This is a genomic window from Arthrobacter rhamnosi (assembly GCF_054510975.1).
Window position 1 is genome coordinate 720,160 of record NZ_JBTNDN010000001.1, and the last position, 25,560, is coordinate 745,719.

At 70.1% G+C, this 25,560-nt stretch carries 26 protein-coding genes and 2 riboswitches; of the genes, 15 read left to right on the forward strand and 11 right to left on the reverse strand.

Annotated features, from left to right (window positions below):
- Positions 1-144: 144 nt before the first annotated feature.
- The 4 genes from ACX80J_RS03330 to ACX80J_RS03345 form a co-directional block, all read right to left on the reverse strand.
- Positions 145-858, reverse strand: a complete 714-nt coding sequence (locus ACX80J_RS03330; protein ID WP_459346798.1) for an AAA family ATPase — start codon at positions 856-858, stop codon at positions 145-147.
- Positions 859-880: 22 nt separating this feature from the next.
- Positions 881-2,395, reverse strand: coding sequence for a sensor histidine kinase (locus ACX80J_RS03335; RefSeq protein ID WP_459346799.1), 1,515 nt, complete (start codon positions 2,393-2,395; stop codon positions 881-883).
- Positions 2,392-3,138, reverse strand: a complete 747-nt coding sequence (locus ACX80J_RS03340) for a response regulator transcription factor (protein WP_459346800.1) — start codon at positions 3,136-3,138, stop codon at positions 2,392-2,394. Before ACX80J_RS03340 ends, ACX80J_RS03335 begins: the two co-directional genes overlap by 4 nt.
- Positions 3,139-3,356: 218 nt before the next feature.
- Positions 3,357-5,531, reverse strand: a complete 2,175-nt coding sequence (locus ACX80J_RS03345) for an MMPL family transporter (protein WP_459346801.1) — start codon at positions 5,529-5,531, stop codon at positions 3,357-3,359.
- A gap of 98 nt (positions 5,532-5,629) precedes the next feature.
- Here ACX80J_RS03345 and ACX80J_RS03350 point away from each other — a divergent pair, with 98 nt between their 5' ends.
- The 7 genes from ACX80J_RS03350 to ACX80J_RS03380 all read left to right on the forward strand — a co-directional run bounded on the left by ACX80J_RS03350 (position 5,630) and on the right by ACX80J_RS03380 (position 13,201).
- Positions 5,630-6,100: a MarR family winged helix-turn-helix transcriptional regulator gene (locus ACX80J_RS03350; RefSeq protein WP_459346802.1), complete on the forward strand. Its 471-nt coding sequence runs from the start codon at positions 5,630-5,632 to the stop codon at positions 6,098-6,100.
- A 28-nt stretch (positions 6,101-6,128) separates the two neighbouring features.
- Positions 6,129-6,926: a methyltransferase domain-containing protein gene (locus ACX80J_RS03355; RefSeq protein ID WP_459346803.1), complete on the forward strand. Its 798-nt coding sequence runs from the start codon at positions 6,129-6,131 to the stop codon at positions 6,924-6,926.
- A 79-nt stretch (positions 6,927-7,005) separates the two neighbouring features.
- Positions 7,006-7,515: a low molecular weight protein-tyrosine-phosphatase gene (locus ACX80J_RS03360; protein ID WP_459346804.1), complete on the forward strand. Its 510-nt coding sequence runs from the start codon at positions 7,006-7,008 to the stop codon at positions 7,513-7,515.
- Positions 7,516-7,538: 23 nt separating this feature from the next.
- Complete coding sequence (locus tag ACX80J_RS03365) at positions 7,539-8,156, forward strand: LysE family transporter (RefSeq protein ID WP_459346805.1); 618 nt, start codon at positions 7,539-7,541, stop codon at positions 8,154-8,156.
- Positions 8,157-8,159: 3 nt separating this feature from the next.
- Complete coding sequence (gene pabB / locus ACX80J_RS03370) at positions 8,160-10,196, forward strand: aminodeoxychorismate synthase component I (protein ID WP_459346806.1); 2,037 nt, start codon at positions 8,160-8,162, stop codon at positions 10,194-10,196.
- Between the two features lie 219 nt (positions 10,197-10,415).
- The gene (locus ACX80J_RS03375; RefSeq protein ID WP_459346943.1) at positions 10,416-11,465 is read left to right on the forward strand and encodes an agmatine deiminase family protein; all 1,050 of its coding nucleotides are present in this window, start codon (positions 10,416-10,418) and stop codon (positions 11,463-11,465) included.
- Positions 11,465-13,201, forward strand: coding sequence for an amidase (locus ACX80J_RS03380; protein WP_459346807.1), 1,737 nt, complete (start codon positions 11,465-11,467; stop codon positions 13,199-13,201). Before ACX80J_RS03375 ends, ACX80J_RS03380 begins: the two co-directional genes overlap by 1 nt.
- A gap of 18 nt (positions 13,202-13,219) precedes the next feature.
- Here ACX80J_RS03380 and ACX80J_RS03385 read toward each other — a convergent pair whose 3' ends face one another.
- Positions 13,220-13,501: a hypothetical protein gene (locus tag ACX80J_RS03385; protein WP_459345240.1), complete on the reverse strand. Its 282-nt coding sequence runs from the start codon at positions 13,499-13,501 to the stop codon at positions 13,220-13,222.
- Positions 13,502-13,818: 317 nt separating this feature from the next.
- On the opposite strand from ACX80J_RS03385, the gene ACX80J_RS03390 reads away from it, so the two are divergent.
- Positions 13,819-14,061 carry a hypothetical protein gene (locus ACX80J_RS03390; protein WP_459345241.1) on the forward strand — a complete coding sequence of 81 codons (243 nt, stop codon included), beginning with the start codon at positions 13,819-13,821 and terminating at the stop codon, positions 14,059-14,061.
- 36 nt (positions 14,062-14,097) lie between these two features.
- Here ACX80J_RS03390 and ACX80J_RS03395 read toward each other — a convergent pair whose 3' ends face one another.
- On the reverse strand, positions 14,098-14,904 hold the full coding sequence (locus ACX80J_RS03395; RefSeq protein ID WP_459346808.1) for a GAF domain-containing protein: 807 nt from the start codon (positions 14,902-14,904) through the stop codon (positions 14,098-14,100).
- Between the two features lie 332 nt (positions 14,905-15,236).
- Here ACX80J_RS03395 and ACX80J_RS03400 point away from each other — a divergent pair, with 332 nt between their 5' ends.
- Together ACX80J_RS03400 and ACX80J_RS03405 are read left to right on the forward strand one after the other, a co-directional pair.
- Positions 15,237-15,410: a DUF1059 domain-containing protein gene (locus tag ACX80J_RS03400; RefSeq protein ID WP_459345243.1), complete on the forward strand. Its 174-nt coding sequence runs from the start codon at positions 15,237-15,239 to the stop codon at positions 15,408-15,410.
- A gap of 37 nt (positions 15,411-15,447) precedes the next feature.
- A complete protein-coding gene (locus ACX80J_RS03405; RefSeq protein ID WP_459346809.1) occupies positions 15,448-16,569 on the forward strand; it encodes an EAL domain-containing protein in 1,122 nt (373 codons plus the stop codon).
- A gap of 9 nt (positions 16,570-16,578) precedes the next feature.
- On the opposite strand, the gene ACX80J_RS03410 is transcribed toward ACX80J_RS03405, so the two are convergent.
- Positions 16,579-16,962, reverse strand: a complete 384-nt coding sequence (locus ACX80J_RS03410) for a DUF7793 family protein (protein WP_459346810.1) — start codon at positions 16,960-16,962, stop codon at positions 16,579-16,581.
- Between the two features lie 95 nt (positions 16,963-17,057).
- On the opposite strand from ACX80J_RS03410, the gene ACX80J_RS03415 reads away from it, so the two are divergent.
- The 4 genes from ACX80J_RS03415 to ACX80J_RS03430 all read left to right on the forward strand — a co-directional run bounded on the left by ACX80J_RS03415 (position 17,058) and on the right by ACX80J_RS03430 (position 20,756).
- Positions 17,058-17,936 carry an aminodeoxychorismate lyase gene (locus ACX80J_RS03415; RefSeq protein WP_459346811.1) on the forward strand — a complete coding sequence of 293 codons (879 nt, stop codon included), beginning with the start codon at positions 17,058-17,060 and terminating at the stop codon, positions 17,934-17,936.
- A gap of 107 nt (positions 17,937-18,043) precedes the next feature.
- A riboswitch (SAM riboswitch) is annotated at positions 18,044-18,161 on the forward strand.
- Between the two features lie 162 nt (positions 18,162-18,323).
- Entirely contained in the window at positions 18,324-19,247 is a 924-nt protein-coding gene (locus tag ACX80J_RS03420; protein WP_459345247.1) for an ABC transporter substrate-binding protein, read from the forward strand.
- A 10-nt stretch (positions 19,248-19,257) separates the two neighbouring features.
- On the forward strand, positions 19,258-20,022 hold the full coding sequence (locus ACX80J_RS03425) for an amino acid ABC transporter permease (RefSeq protein ID WP_459345248.1): 765 nt from the start codon (positions 19,258-19,260) through the stop codon (positions 20,020-20,022).
- Positions 20,019-20,756, forward strand: coding sequence for an amino acid ABC transporter ATP-binding protein (locus ACX80J_RS03430; RefSeq protein ID WP_459346812.1), 738 nt, complete (start codon positions 20,019-20,021; stop codon positions 20,754-20,756). The genes ACX80J_RS03425 and ACX80J_RS03430 overlap by 4 nt, the downstream gene beginning before the upstream one ends.
- Before the next feature lie 43 nt (positions 20,757-20,799).
- On the opposite strand, the gene ACX80J_RS03435 is transcribed toward ACX80J_RS03430, so the two are convergent.
- The 3 genes from ACX80J_RS03435 to ACX80J_RS03445 are packed head-to-tail and all read right to left on the reverse strand — an operon-like array spanning position 20,800 to position 23,689.
- Complete coding sequence (locus ACX80J_RS03435; RefSeq protein ID WP_459345250.1) at positions 20,800-21,597, reverse strand: energy-coupling factor transporter transmembrane component T family protein; 798 nt, start codon at positions 21,595-21,597, stop codon at positions 20,800-20,802.
- Entirely contained in the window at positions 21,594-23,084 is a 1,491-nt protein-coding gene (locus ACX80J_RS03440; RefSeq protein WP_459346813.1) for an ABC transporter ATP-binding protein, read from the reverse strand. Before ACX80J_RS03440 ends, ACX80J_RS03435 begins: the two co-directional genes overlap by 4 nt.
- Complete coding sequence (locus tag ACX80J_RS03445) at positions 23,081-23,689, reverse strand: ECF transporter S component (protein ID WP_459346814.1); 609 nt, start codon at positions 23,687-23,689, stop codon at positions 23,081-23,083. The genes ACX80J_RS03440 and ACX80J_RS03445 overlap by 4 nt, the downstream gene beginning before the upstream one ends.
- A gap of 61 nt (positions 23,690-23,750) precedes the next feature.
- Positions 23,751-23,875, reverse strand: a riboswitch (TPP riboswitch).
- Between the two features lie 145 nt (positions 23,876-24,020).
- On the opposite strand from ACX80J_RS03445, the gene ACX80J_RS03450 reads away from it, so the two are divergent.
- On the forward strand, positions 24,021-24,281 hold the full coding sequence (locus ACX80J_RS03450) for a DUF4235 domain-containing protein (RefSeq protein WP_087074208.1): 261 nt from the start codon (positions 24,021-24,023) through the stop codon (positions 24,279-24,281).
- A gap of 80 nt (positions 24,282-24,361) precedes the next feature.
- Here ACX80J_RS03450 and ACX80J_RS03455 read toward each other — a convergent pair whose 3' ends face one another.
- Entirely contained in the window at positions 24,362-25,501 is a 1,140-nt protein-coding gene (locus ACX80J_RS03455) for an FUSC family protein (protein WP_459346944.1), read from the reverse strand.
- Positions 25,502-25,560: the final 59 nt, after the last annotated feature.

Genomic DNA, 25,560 nt, shown 5'->3' on the forward strand with positions numbered 1-25,560 from the left:
CCGGGCCCCGTCCGCTCCGCCACGAACGAGACCAAGGCCTGCACCTGCTGGTCGATTTCCTCCTGTGTCAGGGCGTCGGACGTGGAGACGGTCGCCGCGGTGTCCTCGAGCCCCGTGCCGGGCCTGGTGCCCTTCGGTCTACGGTTAGTGCTTCACCTCGACCCTCGCGGGCGTTGCTCTGCCGCGGCCATGCATTCCTGCAGGGGAGGATGCAGACGATGCAGCCGAACGGGCAGGCGTCGGAACGCGCGGAAGCCGGCTGAGGACCTCCTCGAGATCGTCGAGGACGGCGAGGAGCGGCGCGTCCGCAGCGATCCGGTGGAAGGAGGCCTGCTCGGGGAGCCCGAGATAGCCGTCCCGGTAGGCACGCAGGTCCTCGATGGTCTCGGTATCCGTGCCGCGTGCCACGATGCGGCGGTACGCCTCCTCGGGGCTGACATCGAGGAACACCACGGCGTCGACGGCCGGAAGCAGGCGCGTCATGGCCGCCACGAAGCGGCCGCGGCCCAGCCCGCGTGCGGCGCGCAGCGCCTGCTGGCAGTGCAGGTGCCGGTCCAGGATGACGACGCCCTCGAACGTCCGTGACCGGAGGTGGTTCGAGATCACATGAACCGCTCTGATGACGGACTCCGCGAGGTCCAGGACCTGGGGCGGAACGGAGACGCCCGTCCTCTCGAGCCAGGACGTCATGGTGCGCCGTCCCGAGTGGTTGGCGAGGACGAGCGTCGGCGTGGTCGGCCCGAGGAGCCGGCTGAGGGCGCGGGCCGCCGTCGTCTTGCCGGCCCCGTCGATCCCCACGAGGACGACTACACGGCGGGCGGAGGAGCGGGATCCGGGGCGCATTGCTGACATGGTCATACGCCACTTGTAGTCGGCGAACCTAGGAATGCTCTTGGTCCGGGTCGTGACCAGCCTGTGAGACCGGGAGGTCCACGCGGAACCGCGTGCATCCCGGCTCGCTGGTCACACTGATGCTCCCGCCGTTCGCCTCGACGAGCGCCTGCACGATCGCGAGTCCGAGGCCCGTGCTGCCCGCGCTCGCGGACCGCGCTGCGTCCCCCCGGCTGAACCGGGTGAAGATGGTGCCGAGGAAGGCCGGATCGATGCCCGGACCCGAATCCGTGACGGTGATGCTCGCGCTCCCCTCCCCCACTGCGAGGGCGGTGGAGATTCCCGTGCCCGGCGGCGTGTGCTTGTGCGCATTGGAGAGCAGGTTGATGAGCACCTGGCGGAGCTCGGCCTCGACGGCCCGCACCTCGACGGGCTCGTCCGGCAGGTCCAGGCTCCAGGTGTGGCCCGGTGCGGACACCTGCGCATCGCTCGTCGTCTCGATCACGAGTTCGGTGAGGTCGACGTCGGATGCCTCGCCGCGCTGGCCCTTGTCGAGGCGCGCGAGCAGCAGGAGGTCCTCGACGAGGGACGACATGCGCTTCGACTCGCTGTCCACGCGTTCGAGCGCTGACCGTCCGGACGGGCTCACGGCCTCGCTCATGAGCACCAGCTCGGTGTAGCCGCGGATGGAGGTGAGGGGGGTGCGGAGTTCGTGGCTCGCGTCCGCCACGAACTGCCGCACCTTCAGCTCGCTCGCATGGCGTTCCCGCAGGGCGCGCGTGACGTGGTCGATCATCTCGTTCAGGGCCAGTCCTACGGTGCCGACCTCCGTGCCGGGCTGGGCTGCGGAAGGGGGGACCCGTACGGGGATGGCTACTTCGCCGGAGGACAGGGGAAGCTGCGAGACGGACGTCGCCACGGCGGACAGTTCCTCGAGGGGGCGCAGGGACCGGCGGATGATCACGGTTCCGGCGATCCCGGTCAGCGCCAGTCCGGCCAGCGAGAGCCCCGCCACGGTGAGGTCCAGGGAGACGAGGGTGCTGTCGCGCTCGGTGGTGGACAGGCCGGTGACGAGCACGGAGCCGTCGGGGGTGAGGCCGCTGGGCAGGGCCGCGGCATCGACGCGGTAGTGCCCGCTCGAGAGCTCCAGTTCCGCAGGTCCGCTGCCGGGATCGACGGCGGCGAGCACGTCGAGGTCGGCGTCGGGAAGTGGTTCCGTGGTGCCGTCGTCCTGCACGAGCGCGGAGTTCTGCGCCTCGCCGTCAGAGAAGACGGCGTTGAGCGTGCCCGGTCGCTGGCCTGCCGCGTTCTCCGGATCCACGTTTCGGAAGGGCCGGTCGCCGTCGCCGAATGGGCGCCCACCGGGGAAACCGGCGCGCCCGGCGGCGGGCGTGAGGGCGTCGTCGAGCTGCCCCGTGAGGTAGCTGCGCATGGCGAGGTGGCTGAGGACGCCGATGGCCACGCAGATCGCCGTGAGCAGTGCGAGGGTCGCCAGGATCAGCTTCGTGCGGAGGTGCAGCGGACGGCGTCCGGGTCGGGTGCCCGCGGGATGCGGAGGGGTCACGGAGCCGCGGGTTTGAGCACGTACCCGGCGCCGCGGACGGTGTGGATCATGGGAGTGCGCCCGGCGTCGATCTTCTTGCGGAGGTAGGAGATGTACAGCTCGACGATGTTCGCCTGGCCGCCGAAGTCGTAGTTCCACACGTTGTCGAGGATCTGCGACTTGCTGACCACGCGGCGCGGATTGTCCATGAGGTAGCGCAACAGCTCCCACTGGGTGGAGGTCAGGGCGATGTCCTCTCCATTGCGGGTGACTTCGCGCGTGTCGACGTTCATCACGAGGTCCCCGACCACCAGTTCCGCGGAGTCCGACGCCGCGACGCCGGAACGCTGGACGAGGCGGTGGAGGCGCAGCAGAAGCTCCTCCATGCTGAAGGGCTTGGTGACGTAGTCGTCGCCGCCGGCCGAGAGCCCGGAGATGCGGTCCTGCACGGCGTCCTTCGCGGTGAGGAACAGGGCCGGGACGTTCGGGGCGAACGTGCGGATCCTCCTGAGCGCCTCGATGCCGTCGACGTTGGGCATCATGACGTCGAGGACCAGGACGTCGGGGCGGAAGTTCCGCGCCGCGGACACGGCTGCGGCGCCGTCACCGGCCGTCGTCACGCTCCAGCCCGCCATCCGAAGGCCCATGCTGACGAGTTCCGCGAGGCTCGTCTCGTCGTCGACGACGAGGGCCCGGATCGGGCTGCCGTCGGGGTGTGCGAGGCGCGGCAGGTTGTCGGTCGTGGAGTGCGAGGCGTCGGCCATCGGTCTTCCTGGTGTCTTGCGGGAGTACCGGCCGGAGCCGGAGTGGATTGCGGGCGGAGCGTTGCGGTCCAGTATCCCGTACGGGTCTTGCTGGGTTCCCCTACTCTCCCGTGCCGACTTGGGCCCCCGCTTTCCAGAACCTGTGCAGTTGCTGTGCAGGAAGCTTTCAGGCGGAGGCGGGCGAAAGGACCGCCGGCAGGGTCCTTCTGCTTACTGGGCTACCGCGCCGACGGCACCGCGCCCAGCTTCGAGGGCCACCAGATCCTCGGACCGATGTCGTACGCCAGTGCGGGGATCAGCAGCGAGCGCACCAGCACGGTGTCCAGCAGGACACCGAACGCGACGATGAAGGCGATCTGCGCGAGGAAGAGGATCGGGATCACGCCGAGCGCCGCGAAGGTCGCCGCCAGCACCACGCCGGCGGAGGTGATCACGCCTCCGGTCACCCCCAGTCCTCGGAGGATCCCCGGCCGGGTACCGATCCGGAGCGATTCCTCCCGCACCCGCGTCATGAGGAAGATGTTGTAGTCCACGCCGAGCGCCACCAGGAACACGAAGGCGAAGAGCGGCACCGAGGCGTCCGCGCCCTCGAACCCGAAGACGCCGTTGAACACCAGCGCGGAGACGCCCAGGGCCGTCGCGTTCGAGAGGGCGACGCTGGCCACGAGGAGTACCGGCGCGAGGATGGACCGCAACAGGACGACCAGCACTCCGAGGATGACGAGCAGCACGATCGGGATGATCTTCCCGAGGTCCGCCAGTGCGGTGTCGTTGGTATCCACCGCCACCGCCGTGACACCCCCTACCAGGGCATCCGGGCCGGCGTCGTCGAGGGCGGTCCGGAGGTCACGGACGACGTCCTCGGCCCGGTCCGAATCCGCCTGGTATTCGAGCGTCCCGCTGATGAGCACCCGCCCGTCCTCGACGACGGGGGTGCCACCGGGGTCCGTGGTCAGCGCGGCATCGGAGACGCCCTCCTGCGCGGACACGACGGCGAGCGCGGCGTCGGCATCGGCCTCCGGTGCGACGACGTAGACCGGGCTGCCGGACCCGGCGTCGAAGTGGCGGCCGAGCGCCTCCTGGCCGTCGACCGCGTTCGACGGCGCCAGGATCAGGGCCGACTGCGGCACCCCACCGGCCTGCAGCTGGGTCAGTCCGAGGGACCCGGCCACCAGGAGCAGCAGCGAGGCGATCCACAGGACGCGGGGGCGGCGGGCCACCAGCAGGGCAACCCTCCTCCACAGGCCTCGGACCTGCTCGAGTCCCCTGTCGGGTGCGGCGTCGGGTCCGGCGTCGGGTCCGGCATCGGGTGCGGCGGCTGCCGCATGCCTGCCCGGAGGCGCGGCGGCCGCGGTCCGAGGGTGATAGCGCGGCCGCAGCGGCCAGAAAGCGCCCCTGCCGAAGAGGAGCAGGAGGGCCGGGAGGAACGTGAGTGCTGCTCCGAGCGAGAAGGCGATGCCGATCGCGGCGATCGGTCCGAGGCTCCGGTTCGAGTTGAGATCCGAGAAGAGCAGGCACAGCAGCCCGAGGATCACCGTGGCACCGGACGCGAGGATCGGCGCCACCGACGTCCGGTAGGCCACGCGCATCGCGTCCCACTTCAGCTCGTGCTCCGCCAGCGCTTCGCGGAAGCGTGCGACGAGCAGCAGCGCGTAGTCCGTGGCCGCGCCGATCACGAGGATCGACAGGATGCCCTGGCTCTGGCCGGTCAGCTGGATCACATCGAGCTTCGCGAAGGCGAAGACCAGCAGGATCGACGTCGCGAGCGCGAACACCGAGGTCAGGAGGACCAGGAACGGGAGGACGACGGAGCGGTAGACGGCCAGCAGGATGACGAACACGGCTCCGAGCGCCACGCCGAGCAGGATCCCGTCGATGCCGCCGAACGCATCCACCAGGTCGTTGGTGAAGCCTGCCGGTCCGGTGACGTATCCCGTCACGCCGTCGGGCAGTTCGTCCGCCAGGACCGCCCGCAGGTCTCCGACGACGTCGGCGAGTTCGGCGTCGGCCGAGACGAAGGCGATGTACTGCACCGCGAGACCGTCCTCGGACGGGACGGGCCCGGCGACGGCGGGCGCTCCGGCGGCCGGTGGTTCGAGTCCCTCCACCTCGCCGAGCTCCACCCCGATCTCCTCGTACAGGCCGAGGTTCCGCGGCTCGATGGCCGTGTCCGATTCGGCGACGATCACCGCGGGGATGGCATCCGAGTCGCTGAACCGCTGCTGCAGCTCGCCCGCCTCGGTGGATTCGGCGCTCGCGGGAAGGAAGGACGCCGCGTCGTTGCTGGAGACCTCGTCGAGCCGCCCGAAGGTCGGGCCGCCCACGGCCGCGCCCACCAGCCAGATCAGCACGACGACGACGGGCAGCAGCACCCTCAACCAGCTGTTCCTCATGACGCTCTCCACTCTTCGAAATTATCTCTGCGATAAAGTATATCCATGGTGGAGATAATAGGAACCGACCTAAACTGGAGGAAAAGGAGGCGGGACCCATGGCGACGAAGGACGAACTCCTGGCACTCCTGCGGCAGTTCACCATCGAGACGGACCGCTACGTCGAGGCCGCCAGCGAGCGCGACAGCCTCTACCGCACCGACCTCCAGGCCCTGGGCATCATGATGGGCGCGGCCAGCTCCGGGCTCACCGTCACCCCGGGGTTGCTCCGGGAGGAGCTGAACCTGAGCTCGCCGGCCACCACGGCGCTCGTCGACCGCCTCGATTCCGCAGGCCATGTCACGCGCCGCCGCAGCGACGTCGACCGCCGGCAGGTGCACTTGGAGATGACCGAGAAGGCGCGCGCCACCGGCGCGATGCTGTTCGCCCCGCTCGCCCGCCACATCAGCGGCGTGTTCGACCAGTACTCGGACGAGCAGCTCGCCCTGCTGCTCGACATGATGCGGAAAATAACCGACGCGACGGTTGCCGCCAAGAATGAGGCGCAGGACGACGTCGGTGCTGGCTGAGGCCCCTGCTCCGGGTTAGCCTTCCGGAATGAACGATGAGGTCTATTCCCACGGACACCACCCGAGCGTGACCACGGCGCACGCGGCGCGGACGGTCGCTTCCTCGGCCGCCTACCTCGAGCCCTACCTGGAGGCGGGCATGGACCTGCTGGACATCGGGTGCGGCCCCGGGAGCATCACCGCAGGGTTCGCGGACATCGTGGCACCGGGGTCGGTGATCGGCATCGACAGCTCGGCGGACGTCGTCGCCCAGGCGGCCGAGACGCACCGGGACCTCGCGAACGTGGAATTCCGTGAGGGGAACGTCTACGACCTCGACTTCGCGGACGAGTCCTTCGATGTCGTCCATGCGCACCAGCTCCTCCAGCACGTCGCCGACCCGGTGGCCGCGCTCCGCGAGATGCGGCGTGTGGTGCGTCCCGGCGGCATCGTCGCCGCGCGTGACGCCGACTTCGGGGCCATGGCCTGGCATCCGGCGATCGAGGAACTGGAGGAGTGGAGGACGCTGTACCGCGACCTGGCCCGCGGCAACCGCGGGGAGCCGGATGCGGGACGGAGGCTGCCGGGTTGGGCGTCCGCCGCCGGCTTCGCGCAGGTGGAGGTGTCGTCGTCGAACTGGACCTACGCCACTCCCGAGGATCGCCGCTTCCACGCCGGGTCATGGGCGGATCGCGTCTTGCACTCGGCCTTCGCGGAGCAGACCCTCGACCGCGGGCTCGCCGACCAGCAGACGCTCGAGCGCCTCGCCGAGGGCTGGCGCAGGTGGGCGCGGATGGACGACGCCGTGTTCCTCATGCCGAGCGTCGAGATCCTCGCGCGGGACTGAGCGCGGGCCCCCGGTCGGGCGGCGATCGCCCCGCCCGGGCAGTAGGTGCAAGCGCGGGATCCGCGGCTAGGCTGGCGGGATGTACCGCATCGTCACCGTCTGCACCGGCAACATCTGCCGCTCCCCCATGGCCGAGCTCATGCTGACCCACGCCTTCGCGAAGGCCGGCATGGCAGGCGACGTCGTCGTGGATTCCGCGGGCACCACCGACTGGGAGGCGGGCCGCCCCATCGACGAGCGCGCGGCGACGAAGCTGACCGAACTCGGGATCGAGAGCCACCTGCACCGGGCCCGCCGTTTCGAACCGGGCTGGTACCGCGAGCGGCACCTCATCCTCGCCCTCGACCTGGACCACTACCGCCAGCTGCGGTCGGAAGCGCCGGACGACGACGCCCGTGACAGGATCCACCTGCTGCGCGAGTTCGATCCCTCGACGACGGACACCGACCTCGAGGAGCTGGGCATCTACGACCCCTGGTACGGCGACGCGAGCGACTTCGAAGCCACGTGGCGGATGGTCGACGGCGCGGTGGGCGGCGTCGTCCGCTACGTCCGCAACGAGCTCGACGCCGACGGTTCGGACGGCTGACCTGCGGCGCTTACCATGAACGGGTGAATCCCTCCCTCTGGCTGGCGCTGCTCGGCGCCGGAACGCTGATCAGCTTCGTTCCCGGCGCCGGTGCCGTGAACACCATGAGCAATGCCCTGACGGTCGGCTTCCGCCGTTCCATCTGGGGCATCCTCGGGCAGCAGGCCGCGTTGCTCGTGCACATCGGTATCGCCGCGGCCGGCGTCGGGATCCTCGTCGCCAACTCACCCCTCGCCTTCAACCTCATCCGGTACTCGGGCGCTGCCTACCTCGCGTACCTCGGCGTGCGGAAGTTCCTCCAGAAGCCCGAGCACAGCGACATCCGTGCACTGCAGGGCGACGAGGGCGTCTTCTCGATGTTCCGGCGCGGCGTCTGGGTCAACCTGCTCAACCCGAAGGCCATCGTGTTCTTCCTCGCCCTCATCCCGCAGTTCATCCGGCCGGAGGAACCGCTGCCCGCCCAGTACGGAGTGCTCGCCGCGACCGTCATCGGCATCGACGTCCTGGTCATGTGGTTCTTCTACGCCGGAACCGCGCGCTCCTTCCGCCGCTTCACGCAGGACGACCGCGGGCAGGTCCTCCTGAACCGCACCTTCGGTTCCCTCTTCGTCGGCGTCGGCGCGCTGCTCGCCCTGGCCTGAGCCGTGCCTGCCGAGACACCCCTGCTCATCGCGATCGACGGCCGCTCCGGTGCCGGCAAGACCACCCTCGCCGTGGAACTCGCGGCACTCCTCCGCGAGCACCACACCGTCACCCTCTTCCACCTCGAGGAGATCTACCCCGGGTGGGACGGGCTCGATGACGGCATAGCCCGCTACGTCGACCAGGTGGTCCGCCCCCTCAAGGCGGGACGGTCCGCACGATGGAACGCCTGGGACTGGGAGGAGGGCCGGGACGGGCCCGAACGCACGACGCCGGCCGCCGAGATCGTCCTCCTCGAAGGAGTCGGCGCCGCGGCCGCCGCGGCCCGCGCCCACCTGGACGTCGTTCTCTGGGTGGAGGCCGACGAGGAGATCCGGCGCCGCTCCGCCCTCGAGCGCGACGGCGAGACCTACGCGCCCTTCTGGCAACGCTGGGCGGACCAGGAATCGGCATGGCTGGCCGCCGACGATCCGTGCCCCGCCGCCGACGTCGTCGTGCAGGGCCACAACGGCCCGCAGCCCCGCGCGATCCGGCTCGCGCTCACCGCCCTACCCGCCTGCGCCGCCCTGATGGCGCCGGAGCGTGCGGGACGGCGGGGGCTCACGGTCGACTGCGAGCGCATCGACGCGGTCCCGGACCCCGCCGCACTCTTCTCCGCGCTGTACGGCAGCGCCCCCGCCGCGGTATGGCTCGACAGCTCCGACGCCGGCACGGCCCCCAGCACGGGGGGCCGCAGCAGGTTCAGCATCCTGGCCGATTCCGGCGGCGTCTTCGGGCAGCAGGCACTGCACCGGTCCGGGATCACGGAGGTCACCGCCGGAGCAGTGACCACGCGCATCCGCAAGCCCTTCTTCCGGTGGCTCGAGGACGTCTGGGGGCGCAGGGCCGTCCGGACGCCCCAGGTGCCCGGGTGCGAGTTCGGGCTCGGGTGGCTGGGCTACCTCGGGTACGAGCTGAAGCGGGAGACGGGGGGCTCGGACTCCGAGCATGCCGGCGATGCCCTGCCCGACGCCGCGCTCCTCTTCGCAGGCCGCGCCGTCGTCATCGACCACGACCACGGCGCCGTCTTCCTGCTGTCCCTCTCGGACGGGCGGCCGGATCCGGAACGCGACGCCTGGCTGCGGCAGGCACGGGACGCCGTCGCGGCGCCGCCCCCCGCTCCGCCGTCGCCCCCGCTGGGCGTACCCCACTTCGCCGTCCGCGACTCGCGCGAGGAGTACCTCGGGAAGGTCCGCCAAGCGCAGGACGAGATCGCGGAGGGGAACACCTACGAGGTGTGCCTGACGACGTCGCTGTCCGCCCGCGTGGAACGGGCCGACCCGCTCTCCGCGTACCTCCGCCTGCGCGCCGCGAGTCCCGCGCCGTTCGCCCACTTCCTCCGCTTCCCGGGCTTCGCCATCGCGAGCACCTCGCCCGAGCGTTTCCTGGAACTCACCGCCGACGGCCGGATGCGGGCGGAACCGATCAAGGGGACCCGGGGCCGCTCGGCCGACCCGGACGCCGACGCCGCGCTCGCCGAGGACCTCAGGACCTCGGAGAAGGACCGCGCGGAGAACATCATGATCGTGGACCTCCTCCGCAACGACCTCTCCCACCATGCAGTGCCGGGCTCGGTGACGGTCAGCAGGTTGTGCGCCATCGAGACCTATGCCACCGTGCACCAGATGGTCAGCACGATCGACGCCCGACTGCGCCCCGGAAGCGCCCGCGCAGGTGTCATCGCATCGGCGTTCCCCGCCGGCTCGATGACCGGCGCCCCCAAGATCAGCACCATGGCCATCCTCGACCGCCTCGAGGGAGCCCCCCGCGGCCCGTACTCCGGAGCCGCGGGCTACTTCAGCCTCACGGGCGCCGCCGACCTCGCCGTCGTCATCCGCACCCTGGTCCTGCAGGACGACGACGAAGGCACCCGCCTGACGCTCGGCGTGGGCGGGGCGATCACCGCCGACTCCGACCCGGCGGAGGAGTGGGACGAGGTACGTGTCAAGGCCCGCGGTGTCCTGTCGGCGCTGGGCGCCACCTTCCCCGCCCCCGACTGAGGCCGGTTCCACGGATATCCGTCCGATGCTTGTGCGAGGTCTCCTCCGTCCCCTACAGTGGTCCGAAATAATGAATGCCATTCATTTTAGGTCGCCGGCAGATCTGTCTGCCATGCGGCGGACCTCCTGCCCCGCGAAGGAATTCCCGTGAACTCCGTACGATCCCCCCGCCCCGCTCCGGCCGACGAGGTGCCGGACCTGGTGCCCGCCGGCGGAACAATGCCTGCCCGCGGAACGATGCCTGCCGAATGGGCGAGGCACGACCGCACCTGGATGGCCTTCCCCCCGGCCAACGACACCTTCGGGCAGCCCGGCAGCACCACGCTGCACCGGGCCCGGGCGGCGTGGGTCCGGGTCGCGGAGACTCTCGCCCGGTACGAGCCGGTCACGGTTCTCGCCGATCCCGCCGACGTGCAGACGGCGCGGACCATGCTGGGAGCGGACATCGGCATCGAGGCCGTTCCCCTCGACGACGCATGGCTCCGCGACTCCGGACCGACGTTCGTCCACGGGCGCGACGGGGCAGTGGACGCGGTCGACTGGGTCTTCAACGGATGGGGAGCCCAGGACTGGGCCGCATGGTCCCGGGACGAGCACGTCGGCCGGGCCGTCGCACGCCTCGCCGGGGTGAGCGCTTCGCAGAGCGCGCTCGTCAATGAAGGCGGCGGATTCCACATCGACGGCCGCGGCACCGTCCTGCTGACCGACACCGTGCAGCTCGACCCCGGGCGGAACCCGGCGGCGACGAAGGAGTCCGTGGAAGGCGAGGTCCACGCGCGCCTGGGGACGCGCCACGCGGTCTGGCTGCCGCGCGGCCTGACGCGGGACTACGGGGACTTCGGCACCCGGGGACACGTGGACATCGTCGCGGCGTTCACCGCGTCCGGGACACTGCTCCTCCACCGGCAGGACGACCCCCGGCACCCGGACTTCGAGGTGACCCGCCTCCTGCGCTCCGCGCTCGGCTCGGCCGTCGACGCCGAGGGCGCGCCGCTGACGATCGTCGATGTGCCCGCGCCCACGGTCATCCGCGACGAGGACGGATTCGTCGACTGGTCCTACATCAACCACTACGTCGCCAACGGCGTCGTGCTCCTCTGCGCCTTCGACGATCCGAACGACGCGGTGGCCGCCGACGTCCTGGCCGCCGCCTATCCGGACCGGACGATCGAACTGGTGGACGCCCGCGACATCTTCGCCTTCGGCGGAGGAATCCACTGCATCACCCAGCAGCAGCCGGCCCCGCGAACCCTTCAGGAGATGGACTGATGCCGATCGATGTCGTCGAAGCCACCATCCGGGACCTCCGCGAGGCCCTGGTGGCGGGCCGGACCACCAGCGAAGAACTCGTCACCGCCTACCTGCAGCGAATCCAGGCCTACGACCGGGACGGGATACGGCTCAACGCCGTCGTCGTGATGAACCCCTCCGCCCTCGATGAGGCACGCGCCTCGGACGAGCGGAGGGCGCGCGGCGAGGCACGGGGACCGCTGGACGGCATCCCGTACACCGCGAAGGACAGCTACAAGGTGAAGGGCCTGACCGTCGCCGGCGGGTCGCCGGCGTTCCAGGACCTCGTGGCCCAGCAGGACGCCTTCACCATCGGCCGGCTGCGCGACGCCGGAGCCATCCTCCTCGGCCTCACGAACATGCCCCCCATGGCCAACGGGGGCATGCAGCGCGGGGTGTACGGGCGGGCGGAAAGCCCCTACAACGCGGACTACCTGACCGCCGCGTTCGCCTCCGGATCGTCCAACGGGTCGGGGACGGCGACTGCAGCGAGCTTCGCCGCCTTCGGACTCGCGGAGGAGACCTGGTCCTCCGGCCGGGCGCCGGCCTCGAACAACGGCCTCTGCGCCTACACGCCCTCGCGCGGCGTGATCTCCGTCCGCGGGAACTGGCCCCTCGTGCCCACCATGGACGTCGTCGTCCCCCACTCCCGCACGATGGCAGACCTGCTCGAGATTCTCGACGTCATCGTCGCCGACGACGACGAGGCACGCGGGAACTTCTGGCGCGTCCAGCCGTGGATCGCCATCCCTCCGGCGTCATCGCTCCGACCGGACTCCTACCCGTCCCTCGCCCCCCGCACTCCCGACGACGCGCACCGGCACCTCGCCGGGAAGCGCCTCGGCGTTCCGCGCATGTACATCAACAGGGACCCCGACGCCGGCACCGCCCCCGCGCCGGGACTCGGCGGACCGACCGGGCAGCGCATCCGGACGCGGGACTCGATCCTGGACCTGTGGGCGGCGGCCCGGGCCGACCTCGAACGCGCCGGAGCGGAAGTGATCGAGGTGGATTTCCCCGTCGTCTCCAACTACGAGGGTGACCGCCCCGGCGCACCGACCATCCGCACCCGTGGGCTGGTGAGCGCCGGATACCTGCGGAGCGAGATCATCGACCTCTCGGCGTGGGCCTGGCACGACTTCCTGCAGGCGAACGGCGACCCGGACCTCGATTCGCTCGCCGACGTCGACGGCGCCAGGATCTTCCCTCCGGACAGCCGCGCGCTGCCCGACCGGTACTCGGGCTTCGACGACGACATCGCAGGGTACCCCGCGCACATCCGGGTTCATGGGGCAGTCGATCTCACGGACATCCCGCACCTGGAAGAGGGACTGCAGGGGCTCGAGGAGACGCGACGGGTGGACCTCGAGTCCTGGATGGAGGGCCTCGGACTGGACGCCGTCCTCTTCCCTGCCGCAGCGGATGTCGGGCCGGCCGACTGCGACACGAACCCCGCGTCGGCGGACGTCGCCTGGCGCAACGGCGTGTGGGTGTCGAACGGGAACCTCGTCCCCCGACACCTCGGCATACCGACGGTCACCGTACCCATGGGGATGATGCATGACATCGGGATGCCCGTGGGGCTCACGTTCGCCGGACCCGCCTACCGTGACACCGAACTGCTGCGCCTCGCTGCGGCGTTCGAAGCCACGGGGTCACCGCGACGATCAGCGCCACCACGGACACCTCCCCTGGAACGGCCCGGACACCCCTGACCGGCGTGGTCCGGGGCGCTAGCTCGCGTCGGGGACGCTTCCCGGCAGGGCCATGTCGGGAGCCACCGAGGTGAGGTCCTCCAGGCTGGGCAAGGGCGGCTGGTCGACGGAGCCCTTCAGCTCGAGGACCTTCTCCGGCTCCAGATCAACCACCTCCGCGATGACCTCCGGGTCTTCGCCGTGCTCGAGCGCGACCACGATGGCTTCCTGGAGGTTCAGTTCGGCATGATCCAATTCGAACGCCGCTGCCTCCTTGTCCGCTGCTGCGACGGCAAGCCGGTGACGGTCCTCTGCTGACATGATGCGCCCAGCCCTTCTCTTCCAATGGCGAACACAGGGAGAGCGACGATGGGAACCGGAGGGCCCTGTCGTCGCTCGTGGCATTCGTTTGCACCTCCATTGTGCCTGTCCAGCCCTCCAACACCAGCGCGCGTCCCACTTCGTTATCGAAGCGGCGCTCCTCCCGGACGATGGACAGGCGCGACGCGCCGCGCCCGCCGGGCCCTGATGGCCGTTCAGCGCGCCGGGTCAGTAGGATGATGATCAACCGGCGGTGCCGGCGACGGTTCAGAAGCGAGCCGGGTATCCACCGTGCTCGTTTCCCGAAGACAGGTGCTATGAACTCCCGGCTTACCCCTTCCGAACCCTTCCCCGAGGATCTGACGCCCCTCGAGCTGTCCGAGGTCGAAGTCCTGAACAGCAGGATCCAGCGCGAGATGGCGCATGAGTACGTCCACGACGGCGAAGTCGACCCCGAGACGGATCAGCGCAACGAGGAGCTCACCGAGGAACTGGACCGACGCGACGACGCGGATGCCGCGCGTGCGTCGACCTCTACCGCCGACGCCGCCCAGCTCTAGCCACCCTGCGACTGCCACAGGTACGACCCGGGTACCTCAGGGAAGGCTTCGGGGGCCGTTGATCTCGTCCTCCACGGCACGCGCCAGGGCCCGCAGCTTCCTGCCGTCGCGGTGGGAGTAGTCCCGGGGTTCCTGGTCGATCACGCAGAGGGTGCCGACGGTCCACCCGCCCGGACCGCGCAGCGGGTAGCCGGCATAGAAGCGGATGTAGGGCTCCCCGAGAACGAGCGGGTTGTGCCGGAAACGATCGTCCTCGAGTGCGTTCCGCACGATCAGGGCGCCTGCGTTCCGGATGGTGGCATTGCAGAAGGAGATCTCCCTCGGCATGTTCTGCTGGATCGGGCCGATCACGGATTTGAGGAACTGCCGGTGGTCGTCGATCAGCGCGATGATCACCGAACTGCACTGGAAGTACTCCCTGGCTTCCCTCGTGATCCTGTCGAAGCGCTCCTCCTGCCCCGTATCGAGCAGTCCGGTGCGCGACACCGCGTCGAGCCGCTCGACCTCCTGCTCCTCGTCGGTGAACAGGAAGGCTCCGGCGAGGCCGAGTGCCCGGCGGGAATCCAGCGAGGATTCCTCTGCTGCGTCCAGCCGGTGTTCGGAGCACCGGGGAACCCGGAAGCCTCCTTCCCCCGGAACCTCTGCCAGGAGTTCGTTCATCGCGTCGGCCAGCAGGTCGCACTCCTCGACGGGCAGCTCCAGCACGCCGCCCACATACGCTTCGATCTCGAACTGGGAGACGAGTCCGCCCAACGAGTAGTAGCGAAGCCACACGTCCTCGAAGCCCAGGCCCGTGCTGGACAACGCCTCCCTGATCCGCTGCACGTGTGCCTGCCGATTCATTCCCAGTCCTCCGCGCCGGCCGCCGGAAGTACGACGCCGCGACGCCTGTTGTGCGTCCCTGTCCCGCGATTCATCAGCAGGCTTTCTACTACCGTACTGCCGTATCGGGCAACGGATGACCGCGGGCAGCTTCGAACCCCTCGTTGCGAGGCACGTCCGTCCCATCCCGGCCGGGCCTCCAGCGGCCCGCGGGCACACGGTCGTCGTCGCACTTTCCGCTCGTCAGGCCACTGTCGGGGCCCCTACGATAGTGCCGGTGCCGGCGTCCGTCCGGCGCCCTACCGACCCGGCGGACGGGGACACGTCCGGCCGACACGAAGGGGGGAAGCGCCATGAAGTCCTTTGCCTGCGGTGACGTGGTTCCCGGGTGTGATGCCCGTTGGGTCTGCGCCTCGGACGACGAGATCCTGTCCAACGTGCGGAGCCATGCGGCGACGGCCCACGGCCTGACGGATCTTCCCTCCGAGGTCAGGGACGCGGTCCGGGCCCACACGCTGCCCGCCTGACGTCGTTGCATCCGATCCCACGCGTCCGGTGCCTTCCATGACCGAGCCGGATGACCGCTGGAGCGAGCACCTTGCTGCGGCATGCCGGGGCGAGGGCATCGTCTCGATGTACCAGCCCATCGTGGACACGGCGCGGGGCACCATCGTCGGGTTCGAGGCCCTCCTGCGATTCCCGGGCTTCGCCGAGCAGGACCCGGAGGTCTGGTTCGCCCGATCCCGGCGAGCCGGCTGCCCCGCCGAACTGGAAGCGGCGGCCCTGCGGTCAGCCCTTGCCCATCGTCCGTCGCTGCCCCGCAATTGCTTCCTCACGGTCAACGTGTCGCCCGACCTCCTGCCGGCACCGGCCATCCGGGACGTGTGGGACGAGACCGGACACCTGGGCGGCGTGATCATCGAACTGACCGAGCACGCAGAGATCGAGTCGTACCTGGAGTTGGAGCCGGACCTCAACAGGCTGAAGGCGGCGGGAGCGTTGATCGCGGTGGATGACGCCGGCTCGGGGTACGCGGGACTGCAGCATCTCCTGGCCCTCAGGCCGGCCTTCGTCAAGGTCGACAGGGACTTCATCACGGACATCCACCACGACGAAGCCAAGCGTGCACTGGTCGACATGCTGGGAGCCTTCGTGGGCAGGCTCGACGCCTGGATCATCGCTGAAGGCGTCGAGCGGATCGAGGAACTCGACGTCCTCGCCTCCCTGGGTGTCCCCCTCGTCCAGGGCTACCTGCTGGGCCGCCCGGCCCTGCCCTGGGGTGAGCTCGACCCCGAGATCGCCCATCGTCTCGCCCGCCGGGTCCCGGCCCGGCGCCCGTCCGTCGGTTCGGTCCTGGAAGTCGCGGCGACCGTGACGAGCATCGATGATGCGCGGGCCGCGTTCGCCGGGGACCCCTCGCTGACCGAGGTCGTCCTGGTGTCGGGGCGCCGGCCGGTCGCGGTGCTGACCCAGGACGCGGCGCTTCTGGGGGTGCTCGGCCAGGGCATGTGCGTGAACACGGACACCCCCATTCCCGAGGCCCTGGAGCGGTGCGTCACGCGCGACGTCCCGACACGCTTCGATCCGGCGCTGGCGACCGACGATGCCGGCAATTTCGCGGGCCTCGTCCGTGTGGAGCGGCTCATCACGGCACTCACCCGATCGGCGACTCCCGTCAGCTCCTGAGGTGCGTTGTCAGGGACCGTACGGATGTTCGGTGAGCCAGGTCAGCGCCTCGGCCGGGCACTCGAAGTAGCGCGTGGGGTACGGGGGGTTGTGCACCCGGGCGAAGAAGTCCGCCAGCGTCCTGTCGACGGCGCTCGGGCCGACGATGGCCATGGCTGCGATGTTCAGCGCAGTCGCGAACCCGTGAAGAGCGCTCCGCGTGAGCGACACCATGCCGTTGAGCTCCACCAGCATCGGCGGGCAGACGTCCCGGCACAGCGCGTTGGACCGCTCGATCAGTGCTGCGGCATCACTGTCGCCGACGCTCATACTGCGCCGCCACTGGACCCACAGGACCTCGGTGCGCAGCTCGGCCACGAAGGCTTCCGGGGCGGCATCCCGTTCTTCCGCCATGCTCCCCAACCCCCTGTGGTGATACCCGAGTGCCGGACATCCCCTCGCACACTACAGACAGGGGTGGTCGGGCGCGAGCGGATACGCTTGGGGCCATGACTGTTCTCGTGTTCCTCGACCCGGCCCACGACGACGGCAGGGTCGTCGATGCCTCGCAGCCCCAGCTCCTTGCCACGGACCTGGGCGCCACCCGCGGCGACGGGGTCTTCGAGTCGCTCCTGGCCGTCGACGGGTCTCCCCGCAAAGAGCAGGCACACCTGACGAGGCTCGCGTCGTCGGCAGCGGCCCTGGACCTTCCGGTCCCCGACGCCGAGGCGTGGAGCCGGGCCATCCGCACCGGCCTGCGGGAATTCGCGGCAGCGGAACCGGAGCGCCATGACGCCGTCGTGAAGCTCATCGCCACGCGCGGGGCCGAAGGCGCCGGGCGGGCCACCGCGTGGGTCCAGATCGCGCCCGTGCCGGCGTCGACGATCGAACAGCGCAGGACGGGACTCAGGGTCCTGTTCCTCGAACGCGGGTACGACAGCACCGTGGCGCAGCGCGCACCCTGGCTGCTGCTGGGCGCCAAGACCCTCTCCTACGCCGTCAACATGGCGGCCATCCGTTACGCGAAGGCCCACGGGGCCGACGACGTCATCTTCACGTCCTCCGACGGCAAGGTCCTGGAGGGCCCCACCTCGACCGTGCTGCTGGCCTCCGTCCGCGACGGACGGAAGACGCTCCTGACACCGCAGCTGGAGAGCGGCATCCTCGCGGGCACCTCCCAGAGCGCCCTGTTCACGGCGGCGAAGGAGCAGGGGTGGGAACTCGGCTACGGCCCCCTGGAACCGCACCACCTCCTCGACGCCGACGCGGTATGGCTGATCTCGAGCATCCGGCTCCTCGCACCCGTGCTCTCGATCGACGGCCAGGCCGTCCGATCCTCGCCCGCCCTCACGGCCGAGCTGACCGACCTTGTAGACCGCTTCGTGTAATCTTCGCCACAAAAGCCTGCCCTACAGGCCGTTTACCGCGTCAAACGCCGATTTCCGCGCAATTTCGTTTTGACCGGGCACTTCGTGCTGCCATAGCGTTTTCTTGAAATCAAGAGCTCCAGCCCTCGGCCCTGGCCGGCTGGACAGCAACCCTCTCCCGTAGTGGGGTGCTCCAGGTGAAGATTCGGCCGCCGGGACCAGTCCCCCGGTTGGCAAGTACGGCGTCGTGCGGACCACCCCGAGGTAACCGGGACAGCAGCCGCCACATCGCGCCCGGCCAGAACAGCGAGCGTGTCACCAGCAGCCTCCCGGCACCTATTCGTTCCTCCCCGAGATCCACCTCATCCAGTCGGCCCGCACCCCGGGCCAGCATCGAAGAAGGACCCCATGAACATCTCCCGCAAAGTCCTCGCGGCACTCGCCGTCCCGCTCCTCGCGCTGACCGTCTCCTGCGGCAGCAACACCAGTAGCAGCAGCGAGCCGACCGCGACCACCGACGCCCTCGCCGGCAGCGACCAGCAGTCGCTCGACCAGTACACGACCGAGGACACCACGCCGGTCGACGAGATCGACACCTCCAAGCTCGGCCTCATCACGGAGGGGACCCTGCGCGTCGGCACCCTCTCGGACGCCCCGCCGAACATCTTCATCGAGAACGGCGTCTTCACCGGCTACGACAACGAGCTGCTCCGCGCCATCGGCGACAAGCTCGGCCTCGAGGTCGAGTTCGCGTCCACGGACTTCTCCGCACTGCTCGCCCAGGTCCAGAACAAGCAGTTCGACGTCGGATCCTCCTCGATCTCCACGACGGCCGCCCGCCGCGAGAACGTCGGCTTCACCAACGGCTACGACTTCGGGTACATGGCCGTCGTCACGAAGAACGGTTCCTCGGTCACGGGCTTCGACTCCCTCTCGGAGAGCACCCGCATCGGCGTGGTGCAGGGCACCGTCCAGGACGACTACGTGACCAACACCCTCGGCCTCGAGCCCGTGCGCTTCGCGGACTACAACACGGTCTACGCGAACGTGAAGAACGGCCAGGTCGACGCGTGGGTCGCCCCGTCCCAGCAGGCCACCGGCCAGGTGAAGGAGGGCGACGACACCACCATCGCCGAGACCATCATCAACACCGAGAACTTCACGGCCTATGCCGTGAACAGCGAGAACCAGCCCCTGATCGACGCGCTCAACTCCGGGCTCGACGCCGTGATCGAGGACGGCACGTGGACCGAGCTCACCAAGGAGTGGTACCCGGACCGCGAGATGCCCTCCGACTGGAAGCCCGGCAGCAAAGCCGTGGAAGTAAAGTAGCGGTCCCTGCATGAATGCCCTTGAACAGCTCTCGCAGACCTTCTTCGACTGGGGGGCGATGGCCGCCGTCCTGCCGGAACTCCTGGCGGTCGGACTGCGGAACACCCTGATCCTCGCGATCACGTCCGGCATCATCGGGTCGGTCCTCGGCATGCTCCTCGCGATCATGGGGATCTCCCGGAACCGGCTGCTCCGCTGGGTGGCGCGCATCTATACGGACATCTTCCGTGGCGTCCCCGCCGTGGTGATCATCCTGCTCATCGGCATCGGCCTCAGCCCGATCTACCGCCAGGCCACCGGCAGCACGAGCCCGTTCCCCATGGGCATCCTCGCGCTGTCGCTCATGGCGGCGGCCTACATCGGCGAGATCTTCCGCTCCGGCATCCAGAGTGTGGAGAAGGGACAGCTGGAGGCCTCGCGCGCACTGGGCTTCAGCTACCGCTCCTCCATGCAGCTCGTGGTGGTTCCCCAGGGCGTGCGGCGCGTGCTGCCCGCCCTGGTGAACCAGTTCATCGCGCTGATCAAGGAGTCCTCGCTGATCTACTTCCTCGGACTCCTGACCAGCGAGCGTGAGCTGTTCCGGATCGGCAACGATGCGGCCAGCAACACGGGCAACCTCTCGCCGCTCATCGCCTCCGCCGCCCTGTACCTGTGCCTCACGATCCCGCTGACCCACCTGGTCAACTACATCGACAACCGGCTGCGGGTCGGCAAGCGGGAGAAGCCCGAGCCCGACGAACTGGCCGCGAAGATCGGTGAAGGAGCGAAGGCATGAAGACTCTCGAATCGGGAACCCTGACCGGTAGGGACCTCCACCTCTCCTTCGGCTCCAACCATGTGCTGCGCGGCATCGACCTGCACGTGGAGCGGGGTACGACGGCGTCGGTCATCGGCCCCTCCGGGTCCGGCAAGTCGACGCTCCTGCGGGTGCTGAACCGCCTGATCGAACCGGACAAGGGCGACATCCTGCTCGACGGCCGGTCGGTACTGAAGGACAACCCGGACGAGCTGCGCCGCCGCATCGGCATGGTGTTCCAGCAGTTCAACCTCTTCCCGCACAAGACCGTGGTGGACAACGTCTCCCTCGCGCTGCGCAAGCTCCGGAAGATGTCCGCCGACGAGGCCCGGGAGAAGGCCCTCGCGCAGCTGGACCTGGTGGGCCTCAAGCACAAGGCCGACGTCCGTCCGGGCAACCTCTCCGGCGGCCAGCAGCAGCGGGTGGCCATCGCCCGGGCGCTCGCCATGGACCCCGAGGTCATGTTCTTCGACGAGGCGACCTCCGCACTGGACCCGGAGCTCGTGAAGGGCGTCCTCGCCCTCATGGCGGACCTCGCCACGGCGGGCATGACGATGGTCGTCGTCACCCACGAGATGGGCTTCTCGCGCAACGTCTCGGACACCGTGACGTTCATGGACGGCGGTGTCGTCGTCGAGTCCGGTCCGCCGGCCGCGGTCTTCGACAACCCGCAGACGCCGCGCCTGAAGTCGTTCCTCTCGGACGTGCTGTAGGCGCCACCGCAGGACCAGCAGGACACGACGGCGGTCGTCCCGGTCAGGACAGGAGGAAGTTCCAGGTCCCGGCCAGGACGGCCGCCGTCACTGCACCTGCGGCGATCAGGAGGCCGACGGCGGCGACAGCGGCGTCGAGCGGAGCCAGCTTGCTCTCGCGCGCCCACGTGCGCGTTCCTCCGCCGAATCCGCGGGCCTCCATCGCCGTCGCCAGCCGGGTGGCCCGCCGGATGGCCTGCACGATCAGCCCGAAGGACTGCCCCAGCAGATTGCGGGTCCGCGCGACGATCGAACCGTCCGAGCCGATGCCCCGGGCGTGCCGGGCCAGCCCGAGAGCCTCCCACTCCTCGACCAGGAGGCCGACCAGTCGCAGCGACGCCAGCGCCCCCAGGACGAACCGGTGCGGCAGGTGCAGCTTCTGTGCGAGCGCGTCGGCGAGGTCCGTGGGGTCCGTGGTGAGCAGGAGGAAGATGCCCGGGAGCGCGAGCGCCAGTCCCCTCAACCCGACCGCGATGCCGGACGCCACCGACCCCTCGGTGAAGAGGAGCGGCCCGACGTCGAGCAGCACGCGCCCCGTCTTCTCCGCCAGCAGAGCGGTCCCGTAGCCGCCGATCGCCGCGGCGACCAGCAGCGGCCAGATCCGCCGCGCCAGCCCCAGCGCGCTGATGCCCAGCAGGGGCAGGAGGACGAGTTCGCAGGCGAGGACCACCGCGGCACTCACCCAGTCGATGCTCGCCATCAGCGCGAGCGTGATGACGACGGCGGCGAAGAGCTTGGACACGGGATTGGCCCGCAGCAGGGTCTTCCCGGTCAGCACCGGGGTCGGGTGGTCCGTGCTCATCGGGTCACCAGCCGTCCCGCTCCGCCCGAGATGTGCAGGGTGGCGCCGCCCAGTGCTGCGATGAAATCGGCGTCGTGCGTGACGGAGAGGACGGAGACGCCTCCGTCGATCAGCTCGCGCAGCAGGGTGACGAGTTCGGCCCACGTTCCCGCGTCCTGGCCGAACGTCGGCTCGTCGAGGATGAGGATGCGCGGGGCGGTCGCGAGCATCGTCGCGACGGACAGGCGCCGCTTCTCCCCGCCGGACAGCGTGAAGGGATTGGCCTTCAGCAGAGAGGTGAGGCGGAGTCGCTCGGCCACCTCCGCCACGCGGTGCAAATCCGGGGCTCCGCTCACCCGCCGCGGCCCGAACTCCAGTTCGTCGGCGACGGTCGCCGTGAGGAACTGGTGCTCGGGCTCCTGGAAGACCGTCCCGATGCGCTGGACCAGCTCGGACGAGCGCCAGCGGAACGGGTCACCCGCGGCGGTCCCGGCCAGGGCCGCCGATGCCTCCAGCCGTCCCGCCCGCGGGCGGAGCAGGGCGCCGAGTGTCAGGGCGGCGGTCGACTTCCCGGCCCCGTTCGGGCCGGTGATGCTCAGCGCCCCGGCCGCGCGCACCTCGACGGCGAGGTCCTCGACGGCGGCCGGTCCCCGCTTGGTGCGGGCGACGGTGAGACCGGAGGCCGACAGCAGGGCCTCCCCGCCACCGGCGGGGAGCAGTCCGCCCACCACCGGCTGCCATCCCGGGACCCAGACTCCTGCAGCGGCAAGCCGGTCCCGGGTCGGGCCCCCGGCGAGCACGGTCGCGGGCGGCCCGTCGGCCAGGACCCCTCCGCCCGCATCGAGCACGACCACGCGGTCGACGACGTCGGCCCATACCGCCACGCGGTGCTCCACGACGACGAGGGTGGCTCCGGTGCGCTCGAGGACGCGGACGACGGCGTCGCGCACCTCGAGGACTCCCTCGGGATCGAGGTTCGCGGTGGGCTCGTCGAGCAGGAGCAGCCCCGGCTCCATCGCGAGGACGGACGCGAGCGCGAGTCGCTGCTTCTGGCCGCCGGAGAGCGCCGCCGTGGGGTGGCCGAGCGGGAGGTCGAGCCCGACGTCGTCGAGCGCCCTGCCCACGCGCCGCCAGATCTCCTCGCGCGGCACCGACAGGTTCTCGGCCGCGAAGGCCACCTCGTCGCCCACGCGGGCGAGGACCACCTGCGTCTCGGGGTCCTGCAGGACGAGCCCGGCGCGCCCCCGGGCGCCGGCCGGCTGCGCGCCGTCGAGCAGGAGTTCACCCTCCTGCTCGCCCTCGTCGCCGGTCCCGAGCAGGCCGGCCAGACCGGCGAGCACGGTCGACTTGCCCGCGCCCGAGGCGCCGAGGAGCAGGACGCGCTCCCCCGGCGGGATGTCGAGATCGAGCCGGCGTGCGGCGAAGGCCTTCCGGCCGGCGTGACGCCAGCCCCATTCCCGGGCGCGGACGTGCACGGGGCCCGGGAAGGGTGCCTGCGCTGGTGTCACACGTCCGCCGTGCGGCCCGCGGCGAACGAGGACAGGACGCCCGTCCGGGCGAGGCCCCGCATGGCGAGCCAGGACAGCAGCCCGGCGATCACGATGCCGGAGATGGCTGCGAACACCGTGTACAGGAGCTTGAATTCGAACGTCCACAGCGCGTTGTAGAGGATGTTCTCGCTGATCGCGAGCGCGAGGCCTGCACCGAGACCGGCGAGCAGCGCTACCGGGAGGTTCCACTTCCGGTAGAGGAAGAGCAGGAAGACGAGCTCCGCGCCGATCCCCTGGATGACTCCGGAGAGCAGCACGGTGAGCCCGAAGTGGGAACCGAGCAGGGCTTCGACGGCCGCGGCGAGGACCTCGCAGTAGATCGCCGCGCCGGGTTTCCGGATGATGAGCCCGCCGAGGACGGCGGCGATGAGCCAGCCGCCGGAGTACAGGCCGGCCAGGGGCGGGAAGCCCGCCGTGAGCACGCTGATGCCCGAGTACCCCGCGGACCATGCGAAGAACAGGACGCCGACGGCGACCGCGATGACCGAGGCCACCACGATGTCGACGACGCGCCACTGGCGGGTGCGGGGAGAGGTGCCGTTGAGGGCGGTTGATGATGCCATGGTGATTCCTCCTGAGGTACAGGAGGGGAGGGTGCCGGGGACCGCCGGGGCAGTTTCCGTGCACTCTGAGAACTCGACTCCCTTCGCCGGTACTAGCCGGATCAGGTTCGAGGGTCTGCGGCGGTCCGCACTCTCAGCGCCCGTTCCCGCAGCATGCTGCCGGTCGGCGCTCCCCTGTCGTATGTTGGTTGAGCGCTACCGATCCTACACCGCAGGGGGAGCCCCGGCAGATGAGCTCCTCGTGCAGGGCCGGCCCCGTGCGTGCAGCTGTGCCGGGGGCCGCCCGCCGCGGCTAGGCTAGGCGGAGGACTACCGGACCAGAAGGAGAGACATGAACGTACTGTTCAAGCTGCTCGGCGCGGGCATGAGCGTCGGCGCCGGCTTCGTGGGGACCAAGCTCGTCGACTTCCTGTGGGAGAAGATCACGGGTGAAGCGCCACCGAAGAGCAAGGACGGGCTGGAGAACACCCTGCGCTCCGCCCTGGTGTTCGCGATCGTCTCGGGTGTGGTGAGCACCACCATCCAGGTGCTCACCAACCGTTCCACGCAGAAGGCGATCGACCGGTTCGCGAAGACCCGCGACCTCACCTGAGCGGTTCCACGCAGGAAGTTTCATCCAGTGACGAGGGGCACTTTTCGGGGTGCCCCTCGTTGTGTCCCCCGGCAGTACCGCTAGGCCGCCCGGCCTGTTTCCTGCTCCTGCCGGACGGCCTGCAGGATGCGGTGCAGGTTCATGCCGATCGCGGCCGCGGCACCGAAGGGGACGTCCTTCGACGAGGACTCGTACGCAGCGACCTCGAGCGCTTTCAGGCTCCGCTCGGCCACCCGCAGCGTCCCGGCGTCGTCCTCCTCCACCGTCCACAGGTCCAGGACGTCGCCGACGGCGGTGAAGGCCTGCTGGAGGGGCGGCCGGACCGCGGCGGGCAGGGGCTGCTCGCGGGATGTTCCATGGAGCGCGTCCTGCAGCATGTTGGTGATGTTCAGCGTGTGGGTCGCGACGGCTTCGAGGACCTCGACGTGCCGGTGGTCGCGGTCCGCGTCATGCGGGTGGAAGCGCCGCCGGACGTTGCCCTTCCTGCTCTCGTCCGCGTACTGCAGGGCCTCGCGGGCATTGCGTACCGTGGCGGTCAGGTCGTCCCGCCGCTGGGGCCAGCGCGGATCATCCGCCTCCCAGTCCTCCTCGAGCGCCTCGCCCATCTCCTGGAGCTGGCGGGACGCCGTCCTACGGAGCCGGCTCACCTGTCCCACGGCATCGTCCAGGTTCAGCGGCGGCAGGATCAGCGCGCTGACGGCAAGGCCCACGCCCACGCCCACGACGGTCTGGACGAAGTAGCCCAGCGAGTACCCGAGGTCATCGTTACCGATGACCAGGACGAACAGCCCGGCGGACACGATCCCGGAACCGCCGCCCGCCGTCCTCCGCAGGGCGCCCGCGAGGAGCACTCCCACGCCGACGACGAAGGCGATCGTCAGCCAGTCCGGGTCTCCCGCCCATCCGGCGATGTGGGCCAGGATGATCCCGATCGTGAGGCCGGCGACCGTCTGCAGTCCCGACCTGAGCGTTCCCGCGACGGTCGGGTACAGCGCGAGCAGGGCGCCCAGCGGGGCGTAGTACGGATACCGGGAGGCCTCCCCGGGATGGCGAGCGCGAAGGTCCAGGCGAGCGCGGCCGCGAGGGCAGCCTTGCCCGCGAAAAGGAGGTGGGGATGGACCACTGCGGCGCGCAGCCGCTCCTTCAGGTCGTCGTCGACGCGGGCGGCGAGGATGCGGCCGGAGGGAGTCCTGTTCTTGGCCATCCCTGCAGTATGGCATCCGCACCCGGGCCCATCGGTGTCCCCGCCGCTCCGCACTCCGGGAGGACGACGAAGGAC